The 10,164-nt window shown below is 30.9% G+C and carries 12 protein-coding genes and 1 pseudogene; 9 read left to right on the top strand and 4 right to left on the bottom strand.

Annotation, left to right across the window (positions count from 1 at the left end):
• Positions 1-355: pseudogene (locus HRG09_RS29230) on the bottom strand (hypothetical protein); the annotation flags it as partial.
• Between the two features lie 130 nt (positions 356-485).
• The gene (locus HRG09_RS26580; protein ID WP_174103834.1) at positions 486-1,124 is read right to left on the bottom strand and encodes a class I SAM-dependent methyltransferase; all 639 of its coding nucleotides are present in this window, start codon (positions 1,122-1,124) and stop codon (positions 486-488) included.
• Positions 1,125-1,845: 721 nt separating this feature from the next.
• On the opposite strand from HRG09_RS26580, the gene HRG09_RS26585 reads away from it, so the two are divergent.
• From HRG09_RS26585 to HRG09_RS26625, 9 genes are all read left to right on the top strand, one after another.
• Complete coding sequence (locus tag HRG09_RS26585) at positions 1,846-4,377, top strand: ThiF family adenylyltransferase (protein WP_174103835.1); 2,532 nt, start codon at positions 1,846-1,848, stop codon at positions 4,375-4,377.
• A gap of 84 nt (positions 4,378-4,461) precedes the next feature.
• Positions 4,462-4,605 (top strand): hypothetical protein, encoded by a 144-nt coding sequence (locus HRG09_RS26590; RefSeq protein ID WP_254610182.1) that lies wholly within the window; start codon positions 4,462-4,464, stop codon positions 4,603-4,605.
• Between the two features lie 351 nt (positions 4,606-4,956).
• Complete coding sequence (locus tag HRG09_RS26595) at positions 4,957-5,259, top strand: NUDIX hydrolase (RefSeq protein ID WP_309232380.1); 303 nt, start codon at positions 4,957-4,959, stop codon at positions 5,257-5,259.
• 891 nt (positions 5,260-6,150) lie between these two features.
• Positions 6,151-6,417, top strand: a complete 267-nt coding sequence (locus tag HRG09_RS26600) for a glutaredoxin family protein (protein WP_254610183.1) — start codon at positions 6,151-6,153, stop codon at positions 6,415-6,417.
• A gap of 14 nt (positions 6,418-6,431) precedes the next feature.
• The gene (locus tag HRG09_RS26605; RefSeq protein ID WP_174103836.1) at positions 6,432-6,647 is read left to right on the top strand and encodes a hypothetical protein; all 216 of its coding nucleotides are present in this window, start codon (positions 6,432-6,434) and stop codon (positions 6,645-6,647) included.
• A gap of 324 nt (positions 6,648-6,971) precedes the next feature.
• Positions 6,972-7,493 carry a DUF4352 domain-containing protein gene (locus HRG09_RS26610; protein WP_174103837.1) on the top strand — a complete coding sequence of 174 codons (522 nt, stop codon included), beginning with the start codon at positions 6,972-6,974 and terminating at the stop codon, positions 7,491-7,493.
• 13 nt (positions 7,494-7,506) lie between these two features.
• A complete protein-coding gene (locus HRG09_RS26615) occupies positions 7,507-7,851 on the top strand; it encodes a DUF4064 domain-containing protein (protein ID WP_174103838.1) in 345 nt (114 codons plus the stop codon).
• Between the two features lie 72 nt (positions 7,852-7,923).
• Positions 7,924-8,742: a hypothetical protein gene (locus tag HRG09_RS26620; protein ID WP_174103839.1), complete on the top strand. Its 819-nt coding sequence runs from the start codon at positions 7,924-7,926 to the stop codon at positions 8,740-8,742.
• Between the two features lie 310 nt (positions 8,743-9,052).
• Positions 9,053-9,424 (top strand): hypothetical protein, encoded by a 372-nt coding sequence (locus HRG09_RS26625; RefSeq protein ID WP_174103840.1) that lies wholly within the window; start codon positions 9,053-9,055, stop codon positions 9,422-9,424.
• Between the two features lie 45 nt (positions 9,425-9,469).
• Here the strand turns inward: HRG09_RS26625 and HRG09_RS29450 are convergent, their stop codons facing one another.
• Together HRG09_RS29450 and HRG09_RS26630 are read right to left on the bottom strand one after the other, a co-directional pair.
• The gene (locus tag HRG09_RS29450; RefSeq protein WP_262386271.1) at positions 9,470-9,601 is read right to left on the bottom strand and encodes a hypothetical protein; all 132 of its coding nucleotides are present in this window, start codon (positions 9,599-9,601) and stop codon (positions 9,470-9,472) included.
• Positions 9,602-9,969: 368 nt separating this feature from the next.
• Positions 9,970-10,164, bottom strand: a 195-nt coding sequence (locus HRG09_RS26630) for a hypothetical protein (RefSeq protein ID WP_217448181.1), incomplete at its 5' end; no start/stop codon positions are given.

The raw sequence follows: 10,164 nt of genomic DNA on the forward strand, positions 1-10,164 counted from the left end.
AGTAGCCGACGGCTACTAAAATAATATCTTTCTTGAATTGTTTTCCTTTAAAATATCTCATGTCTGATTCTCCTAGATCCTGTTTTCTAGAGTGTAGCTTCATGTAGAAAACTTTGCAACAGAACCTGAGCACTTCTGTTGATGCCTCTAAACAGCTAGATAACTGAGTTAAAGAAGTCGCAGCGATATTTTGACTCATCCATACACATAAAGCGACTAAATCTTTTGCTTGGTACTTACTGGTTCTTTGTACAAAACCAACACCTCTAGCAATATCTCGTAAGATATTTGGAGATAAGAATCTTTGAACTTCTTGAGCAAATAGTTGTAATTCATCAGATACAGAAATAGACATACAAAAACGCCATCCTTTCCTATGATTCTATAGAAAGAATAGCGTATTTTTTATTTTTTGGACATTTTAGATTACATGCAAATAGACTTTATTGTGATTTTGTTTTGCTATTAGTATATTACAAGTTATTTTACTTCTTTACTCTACCTATATATACCAATCCATTAGAACGGTTACCATTCATTGTTACGTACTCTACTTTTTCATACTCTAATTTCTCAAAAGCATTTGTCCATTCCTTTACACGCTTTTCACTATGATGGCGCAAAATAGCTCCATCATATAATTCAAAAACGCCATATGTGTCATACTTATCAACATACTGTTTATAGCGTGTTTTATTTCTTTCATCCTCATTTAGTAAAAAATCATTAATATAAATAATACCTTCTGGTTTTAATACCCTTTTAATTTCATTTAAAATAGAATCCTGTTCTTGATTTTGGTATACACAGGTTAGAACTGCAAATAATAAAACTGAATCAAAAAAATTATCCGGGAAGGAAAGTTTCCCGCTTTTAACAATATTAAAATCAATAGTCATATCATTTGATTTAGCTCGTTTAATCATTTCTTCTGAAAAATCCACACCATATAAATTCGTAAATTGTCGTTCTTTTAGTTCAAGTAATGTTCTTCCATACCCACATCCATAGTCCAATAAGGTTGCATCCTTATTTACATACTTTGAGAATAAGTCAAGTTGAAAAGGTGTCGTGAATTCTTTTTCATTTGCTACTCCATTCCAATACTCTTGTTGTTTATTCATATGTGACAACATTCCTTTCCCATAAATTCCCTTGATTATATTTCTAACAAGAAGAAAAAACAGTCTTTACATTCATTTTTGTATTTGATACAAATCTGAAATAATTATAAAAAACACTATCCTTTCCTATGATTCTACAGAAAGAATAGCGTGTTTTTTCATTTCAGGGGGTATTTTGTTTTGTTAGCTTGATAGCAATGTTGCTGTGCCCCTAAAAGAGGTTCAGATGAAAAGGCTTTAAAATATCTGTAAGTAATCTCTCAATCATGGACATACTGATGCTAGTTTTCCAAAAAGGGACGTAATGAAATATATGTGTTAAGTAAAGAGTGGTTACATCATTAAAAGTTAGTAGATAAAATAGCATATTGTTACATAATGATATTGAACTTGATAAAATATGAATCGCTCTTGTTCCAATAGGTTGCAGTTGGGAAATAAGATATTAAATGGGATATATAGTAGGAATTAGAAATTATTTTCTCAACATCTGAAAATTCTGAATACATGAAACGGAATTGAAATCATTATTGAATAATTGTTAATATATAGTTGCATTACCAGTATATTGAAAAAAGGGGGTCCTCAAATGAAACTAACAGTGAAAATTAAAAAGGCTACGCAACGAGAGAATCAATGTGTTTGTTTATTATTATGCTAGTTTTGAAAAGAAGAAGGTGTGTAAACACCTTCTTTTTCAATGGAATGGAGAGGATAGAATATGAGATTAAAAACAAGCTTAAATTTTAGGGGATATCCTAATAAAAATGAAATTGTCTATTATGACGGAGAAGAAAGGGTTATCGAAGTCAATGAATTTGAAAAACTATGGTCATTATTAAAGATTTTAGAAAACCCTATGGGTGATGTTCGTAAAAATATAAATGAATGGAAGAATAAGAATGAAATGGATGATGAAGAATTACAAAATATAATTCAGTTTATAAATGAGAATCAACTCCTATATGATAAACGTTGTGAGGAAGATAAAGAAGAACAGTTGTTTAACTTTAGAAATTTCAACTATTTTAGTACACATGATCCTAGTTTACATGCAGATGCAATCGTTCAGAAGATGAAGAAGATAAAAGTAGTTGTTATTGGAGCTGGTACAATTGGTGCAACATTATGCATGACATTATCCAAACTGGGCGTTGGTGAGATTATCATTATTGATTTTGATAAGGTACAAACTAAAAATATTAGAGCGCAGACGATATTTCAAACAGAAGATATTAACAAGCAAAAAGTAGATGTGATTCAAGAGAAATTAAAAAAAATGGACCCTTATGTAAAAATTCAAGTGTTTAATATGAAAATTGAAACGTTGAACGATTTATCACAATTAAATTTGAAGGAGATAAACTATATTTTCGGATGTTTTGATGAATCAACGTTCCAATTGCATAAAGATATAATGGACTACTGTGATGATAAAAGAATTAAGTATTTTCTAATGGGATATCATAATGATTTCGTAAAAGTATTGCATTTAAGTAATAGTAATAACGGTACCTCAATACTTGAGGATAGCTTCCGGAATTATCATACTGAATATGTAATTCGCGAAAATAGGGGTACAATTATTCAAAGTTTAGCGGTTTCACTCATTAGTAGCCGAATCATATTTGCTGATATAACAAATGATAATCATGCTATAAAAAAAGGATATAGTTTCGACTTTTTAAAATTCCATTCTTCAGCGAATCATGAAGCAATACCTTTTGAGCCGTTTATCCAATCCTTACAAAAAAATATGCCTTTTCACCAAGAGAAATTGAAGCGAAAGATAAAGGAAATTTCTACTATTGTTCATGCGGAGAGACCTAGTCTTCCAAAAGTAACTGAAATTGATATTTTATCTATGCATCAAGTATTTGATATCTTGCTTCATATGGATCAATTGTCTAATTTACAATTGGAAGAGGGGTATAACGATTTTGTTAAACTTATGCATGATATAGAAGAACAGGACAGGAATGAAGAGGAGTATGAACGGTACTTGCAGATTATTCGCAACATTAAAATTTCCCATGAAGATGAAACATATACTATATCGGAAATCTTTGAAATGATGCGTGATGCAAAGGATTATGAAGAAAAGAAAGTAATGCAGAGAAGTGTATATGAAGTATTACGAAATAATGGGAATGAAATTCTTCAATTTTTTACAAAGAGTAAGCAAAGTTACTTATCCTTGGAAGTACCTGATTATTACATGGAAGTTTTTGGGGTTAAGAAAGAAACGTTACGTACGTTTGAAGAGAAATTACAGGAGAAATTTCATGCTCTTATTACTAAAACTTTATCGATTATATTTCCAAATTTATCAGGGGCAGTTATTGCAGACTTTTTGGCTTATAATGAAGAAGAACGAAGTACAATTTCAATTGATGAGGCGAAAGAAATCATATTGATGAGTTTGGATAAATATGGACAAGATCGCTGGATTAATCATATTGAAAAGATGTTTCAATATGATTTTGTACAAGTATATAATGAAATTGAAGTGAATAAAACATACTATTTTCCAAATACCAAAGAGAGTAGAATTTTGTTTAACTATCATGATGACGTTGATAGTTTATTTATATTATGCCATGAATTAGGACATGCATATTTTAATCAAAGTTATGGACATACATTCTTTGACGATAGTACGCAATTATTAAACGAAATTATGGCATATTATTTTGAAATTACCTGTGTTCAAGCAATTTTACGAAATGAGGGTATAAGTCTAGAAATCAAGCAGGAAATTGCAAGCCAGTATGTAAAAAGAATACATCAAGTTGTCTTATCTACATATGGGGTTCATTTACTTGAAACGAGTTTAATAAAACATGTACAAGATTATGGGGAACTTTCAATAGAAGATTTTTTAAGAATCCGAGAAGAGTACGATCAACATCTTTTTTTTGAAGGGATACAATTTAAAAATGAAAAATACTCCTATTTAAATCCACTTTTGAAAACTTCATTTATCTTTGAATTTGGAGATCATGTTTTGCCTCCGATTGCCTATTTACTTGCAGTTAGTTTGTGTCATGAACAAGTGGAATACCCTGTACCAATAGATATTCAAATGCAAGAAGCGATATTAAGCGGGATATATCGTACTGAGGAATTTTTAGCTTATATGTCAAAAAGGACATCTCAGGGAGAATTGATGAATCAAGCAATTGAGGATTTAATGCAAATGTTATGTACACTTCAGTCTTTCATGTCCGAAGATGTGGTACAGTCCAGTTGAAAAACATGTGTTTTTTATTGCTAATAAAGAGACAAATTTTATACTTGGGGATAGTGGAAATACTTAAGTTGATGGGTATGTATGGTGACCTCTGCTAGAACAGCTATAAATAATGTTAATAACGTCAATACCGTTCAAGTTAATATTGATCCGAATATGTTAAAAAACATGCAACCTGAAGCTGCTGCAACAGCAGAGCCAAAAGTAGAAGAAAAGAAGAACCTTTAGATTTATCGGTTCGGGTGCAAAAAATGATACATTACCAAATTCGTTTTTTTTGCACTAGAACCTGTTAATTTATATGTAGTCAATATTCCCATTGTTAATTGTTGCTTTTAAATAAAGTCACGGTGTTTTTTTAAAAGACGCGATGTTTTGAATAAAGTCACGATGTTTTGCCCCTTTGGATTTGTTTATCTAAAGGGGTGTTTTTATAATGAATACTACAAAAACCACAGGGTGCTTTACTATTGTTGATAATAATGAAGGCAAAATATTGCTAGTTAAACGAAATGATTATCCTATCTGGGATTTGCTTGGGGAAAACTAGAAGAGAATGAACAGTTAGATAAGTGTGCTATAAGAGAAACTAAAGAAGAAACGGGCTATATAATTACTATTGAGCGTAAAATAGGAGAATATCACCAACCTCAATACGATGATATGCAACATATATTTTTAGGCAAATTACTAGGGGGAGAACCAATAAATAATGGACCTGAAACTGCAAAAATTGGTTGGTTTAATCCTAGTAGATTACCTTTGTTAATGGTTCCAAATAGACGAAAACAGATCAATAATTTTATGAAACACAAAAATTCACTAATAAAAGAGACATTAAAGACACCATTTATGGTAAGGTTATTGAAAAAAATTATGTGAGAGGGTTATTGAATTAACGGGTGCTTTAGTTGAGGAAGGCCCATTGAAAAGATCAAGCTTTTTTATAAAACATTTGAGAAATTAGATGAAATAAGAGCATGTTTTGATTAATCTTTTTTCAAAACATGCTCTTTCTATTTGTCTTTTATCAGCGTCATTCTCATTAATTTGATCAAACTTTATTTTAAAGCTACATTAATTCATTCTTTTCTATACTAATTACATATTATTTTCAGAGTGATAGTGTCAGTATATTCGAAGTTGAGAGATTCAATGCAGTTATCTCGAGATTTTGGACTAAAATGAGTTTTCTAATACTTAATATTTTTTTGTAAAATCATGTACTTTTTGATTAGATTTTGTAGTATTCATTATAAATTGAAGATACGTTTCTATTAGAAACTCTCCTTATAAAGACTGTACTCCCATGGAGGAGTCTCAACCTTTTTCAGAGCACTCACTCTAATGTGAGTGCATTTTTTTGCAGATAAGGACTGGAACGCTTCTATCAACATCCAGCAAGGAGAGAGATTATGTTAGTAGAATCATATAGAGCAAGGGACAGGTTCGATAACTAAGTAAACTTCATGCCGATAGGTACGATGACCTTAGAAGCTCTTCTTTAAGTGAAGTGTAGATGGAGGAAAGTTCACATGCCCATCAACTTAAGAAAAACAAATCCACCCCAAAACGAAAAAATGAGCTTTTTTATTACAAGTTAGGACAAAATCTCGTTCTGGGGGAGTTGTATTTTCTTAGCTTGATAGCGATGTGGCGGTACCCCAATAAGTTGTAAGAAATCTCAAAAACTAAAAAATTTATATTTCTTTTTAGTTTTTGAGGTTTGCTTTCTCTACTACTTACGAGAAGAAAAAAGCGGAGGTATTGATTATGAAGAAAAATTATGAAATTACTATCTTTACTATGCCCCACTGTCCGGCTTGTATTAACTTAAAGAAATGGCTCACTAAAGAGCATCTTACCTTTATAGAAAAAGATATTATCAATGATTTAAAAGCTCAAAAAGAATTTAAAAATCTAAGCTTAAAATATACCCCAAACATTTTTATTGAAGATGGAGAAGAAACACATAAATTTATTGGAGCACCGATTAAAAAACTTGAAAAAATCTTACTATCAGAATCCATTTCACAATAAATGAGGTTAAAACCATGGATATTATCGAAGAAAAAGTTAAGAAATATAATCAAGTTAAAGCTGATTTAATGAAAATCGCTCAATGTATCGATTATTGCAGTGAAGATGAAAGGGAACTTTATCAAGACATTGCTCTAAACTACTCAAAACAACTTAAACACATAAAGGAATCAATTGAAAAAATCTACGGTGTAGAGCTTTGCAATTGTTGCCCTTTTTCAGATAAATAAAATCTTTAAAACTAACTGGAGAACAACATGTAATAGATATAATGAATGTCAATTTCATGATGGTGAAAGTTATGATTAAAAGCAGGTTTCGTTGTACGTGAAAATGTTGCAAAACAACAAAGATATATTGTGATTTGATTTCATAATAAAAGAAATATTTTCTATTTACCAGCGGTAGGTTTTTACAAAATATCACCAAATTATCCATCGGGAGCTCCGGCTCTCTTTTTTTATTTCATTCGACAAAATACAACACATTACAAGCAGGTCATCTGATATGATAAGTTCGTAAATCTTACATTTTACATAATTGGAGGAAACAAAATGTACAAAAAATTGGGTACACTGGCTTTAACTGGAGCACTTGCTTTTAGTTTAGCAGCATGTGGAGAAACAGAAGTAAAAGAAGTAAGCAAACAAGATGCCCCTAAACAAGAAGAAAAGAAAAAGGATACTGCTGAAAACAAAGTGTACAAAGTAGGCGAAACAGTAGAAGTTAATGGCTTACAAATTACTTTCAATTCAGCTAAATTCGTTGAAGCAAATGAATACGTAAAAGCTGAAAAAGGTAAAGTGCTAGAAATTACTTTCAACGCTAAAAACAACGGTAAGAAAGACGCTTATTTCGGAGCTGAAGAATTAAAAATCGCCGATGCTACTGGCAATCAATTTAAAGGATATTTCGGTGGAGAAAATACATTTATGAACGAAAACATCGTTCCTGGCAACCAGATTCAAGGGAAAATGCTATTTGATGTAGCCGAATCAGATAAATATACAGGTACATATAAACCGAACTTCTCATTAGACAACAAATCTGTGAAATTTGAATTCACAGCACAGTAAGGAGATTTTTAAATTGAAACGAACAACTGAATTTGTATTAGGACTTATCGGAGGGATTTTCGGTATCCTATGTGCATTCATTGCATTATTAATTGGCGGACTCGGTTCTGCTTTCGCAGCAGACGGAGCAGACACTGTAATTGGTTTAGGTTGGGGAGCTGTTGCTCTATCAATCTTAGGTATTGTTGGCAGTGTAGTAGTTAAAAAGAACGCTAAAGCTGGCGGTATTATGATGACAATCGCTGCTATTGGTGGATTCATCTGTATCTCTATAGTTTACATATTACCAGGGGTTTTATTATTAATTGGTGGATTGATGGGAATCTTCCGTAAGGGTAAGACTTCTGTAACTGCGTAAAATAAGCACTCGAAAGGGTGCTTTTGTTTTGCATATTTCATCCAGAAAAAACAATGAGAATTGAGGACAACTATGAAAAGAATCACTTTGACTATTATCACTGCAATGTTAGTTTTATCAGGCTGCGGTGGGCCAGAGTACACTACTGAGAATTTGGACAGTATTGTTTCCGAAATATCGAATGATAAAGAGATTAAAAAACATCTAAAATCCGTAACATATAAAGAAATAGAAAAATCAGATCAAAATGCTGAAAATCCATATTATCATTATGATATCGTAGCTTCCCTTAACGATTCTTTTGATAACTTACAACCTAAAGAACAATATGAATACTTGGTATCCATAGGTAAAATCATCGAAAAGCAAGGTGGAAAACTGCAAAGTAAAGATGGTGCGGGAAATTTATACTGTGGAAAAGGCGTTACATGCGAATTGTTTAATGTTGTATTACAAACAGAGAAGCATGAATATTATACATATTATTCTAACTCAATTGGAGATCAGCTACACTTAGATGATAAAGATAAAAGTTATATTGAAAGAAATATCATTTACGATGCAAGTGCTAAAGACGGAAAACCTGTCAAACCTGAAACCAGTACTACACCACCTTCAACTGACACTTCCTCATCAGCTAATGAAGAAGTAGAAAAGATTAAGAATGCCACTGGTAGAGATTGGGTTGAATTATCATTTGATGATAAATTTATATATGTTCAAACAGTTATTGAATCAATGAAATCTGCAGGTAGATCAGTAACAGCCGATGCATATTGGTTTATTGATGCATTAAACGCCTACTATGGAGGCGGAAAAGACGATAATGTAACAGATAAAATAATTGATATTATGGCAATGTCCGGAGTTTCTGGTGGTGTAATCAAGTAAATTAAAAATAACGCACTCGAAAGGGTGCTTTTATTATTTCTCAACATATAAAATAACTTAACATGGTAAAATAATCTTTGGATGGAAGTCCGATACATATTATTAAAATTAAAGTGGTTCAAGTCGGAGGAAGGCGCCTTAGGGTGTCTTTTCTTTATAATACATGAAAATAAATCCTGTACTCATAAAAGCTAAAATTAATGAACATGTAAAAAGCATTATGCATAATTGCATAATCTATAAAAAGTTATTCTGTTATAATTACATAGATTATATAATTATTCTTAGTATAAGGAAGGAACGATGATTTTTGGAAAAAAAGGAAACTAACAACATAGAAAATAGAGGGAAAATAGGTTTTATACTATTCCTTGTCATTGTACCAACTCTATTAATAGCTTCCATCATAAATTACATACACGTTACCAACATTGAAGGTACAGTAACTGATAAATATTCAAAAAAAGATGGGAAAAGTGACAAATTTTATATAGTTGTCCAACAAAATGACGATACTGAAAAAGTAATAACTAATACAGATGGTATTCTCATGATGAAATTTAATTCCGCGGATATTCAAGCAGAAATTAAAAAAGGCGAGAAATATAACTTTACATTACGTGGGTATAGAGTTCCATTTTTATCCTTATTCTCCAATATAGATAATGCAAAAAAAACTTAAAGGTACATTTCATAAACCCCCTATAAAATTATATTTTGTATCTTATTACCAGCAAATTCCTGTAGTGTCACAGATATACCACTTTGTTCCTGCGCCTGCAGCCCATCCACCAACTTTAGCCCAGTTAACTTTAACTGGAGCAGTAACTTCTTCTAATTTTTCCATTTGAAAGTTCATTGTAATCCCCCTTTTGAATTGTTATATATAGTTTTTAAGATATCGAATTTGCTATCTTAATATACATTTTTTGGACAATCAATAGTTTTCAATATGCAATTATGCATATTGAAAACACTAATAAAATACCAATTAATAGATTTCTTATAAAAAAAAATGAGCAATATAATATATGCTCATTTTTTTTTACTATTCAATTAAGAAAATAATCTCTTCATACCTTTTATAAGACCTCCAGGTATAAAAGGTGCAATTACAGCTTCTAATTTTTCAACTTTATAGTTCATGAAAAAACTCCTTTTTTATGAAAATATTTAAATCTTATTATTAAGTTATTCAATAACAATAATAAATAATCAATAATATTTTTATTTTTCCTCGTGATTTTCTACTTTTTCAGTTTTACTACTAAATCCATTTTTAAATCCATCAATAAAATCACATGCACTTAATGAAAAAACTAATATACATAATAAACCTAACACCATTACCTTTTTATAACTCTTTACAAACTTCAATTTAAAACATCCTCCATAACATAAGTTAATAATATAATATGCAAA

The sequence above is a fragment of the Bacillus sp. Xin1 genome (genome assembly GCF_013314535.1).
Classification (GTDB): Bacteria; Bacillota; Bacilli; order Bacillales; family Bacillaceae_G; genus Bacillus_A.